Origin of the sequence: Microbacterium istanbulense, from assembly GCF_037204145.1 — a bacterium.
GTDB lineage: Bacteria > Actinomycetota > Actinomycetes > Actinomycetales > Microbacteriaceae > Microbacterium > Microbacterium istanbulense.
In genome coordinates this window covers 1-1,092 of sequence record NZ_JBBDGN010000035.1, presented here as the reverse complement: position 1 = coordinate 1,092, position 1,092 = coordinate 1, and the positions used below count along the sequence as shown (strand labels likewise).

Genomic DNA, 1,092 nt, shown 5'->3' with positions numbered 1-1,092 from the left:
TGTACTTCCCCGACAGGTTGTGAACGGCTGAGGTAGCGAAGACCTCCGGGCAGGATGTGGGTTACCACACTCGCATCCTGACCGCGGAGGTCTTCGTGTCCCACGCTAACGCGCCTTTGACGCCGGAGGGTCGTCGTCGTCTTGTTGTTCTCGTCGTTGATGAACGGTGGTCGTTGCGGCGGGCGGCAGAACGGTTCCAGTGCTCGCCTGCAACGGTGAAGCGATGGGTAGATCGGTATCGGGCCGGACAGCCGCTGGTTGACCGTAGCTCGAGGCCGGTCTCGTCTCCGAACCGGCTGCCACGGAAGACAGAGCACCGGATCGTCGCGCTGCGGTTCACCCGCCGGTGGGGCCCGCACCGGATCGCGTATCACCTGCACCTGGCACGGGCGACGGTGGGTCGGGTGCTGGCCCGCTACGGCATGCCGAAGCTGGCGAACATCGACCAGGCCACCGGGCTGCCGGTGCGCAGACCGAAGCCGAAGCGGTACGAAGTCGCAGCCCCTGGCCAGCTGGTGCATGTCGACATCAAGAAGCAGGGTCGCATCCCCGACGGCGGCGGCTGGCGCGCACACGGCCGAGGATCTACCCAAGACCGCGCTGCGGGTTCGGTCCGGGACAAGGCAGCCAGGCAGGGAGCAGCAGGCTCCCGTGGCTACCGGTACCTCCATCACGCGGTCGACGACCATTCCCGGGTGGCGTACTCGGAGATCCTCGACGATGAACGCAAGGCGACCGCCGCGGGATTCTGGGTCCGCGCCAACGCGTTCTTCCAGGACCTCGGGGTGACGGTCACCGCGGTGATGACTGACAACGGTGCGTGCTACCGCTCGCACGTCTTCGCGGACGCTCTCGGCGAGGGAGTGAAGCACAAGTGGACCAGGCCCTACCGACCGCAGACGAACGGGAAGGTCGAGCGCTTCAACCGCACTCTCGCAGCCGAATGGGCCTACGCAGCCACTTACACCAGCGAAGACGAGCGCGCCGCCGCATACGAGACCTGGCTGCATCACTACAATCACCACCGACCCCACACCGGCATCGGCGGGCAGACCCCCTCAGAACGCGTTCACAACCTCACGGGGAAGTACA

At 66.2% G+C, this 1,092-nt stretch carries 1 protein-coding gene; it reads left to right on the top strand.

The features are described from left to right. Positions 1-95 precede the first annotated feature (95 nt). On the top strand, positions 96-1,092 hold a 997-nt coding region (locus tag WDU93_RS15240; RefSeq protein ID WP_337322091.1), incomplete at its 3' end, for an IS481 family transposase.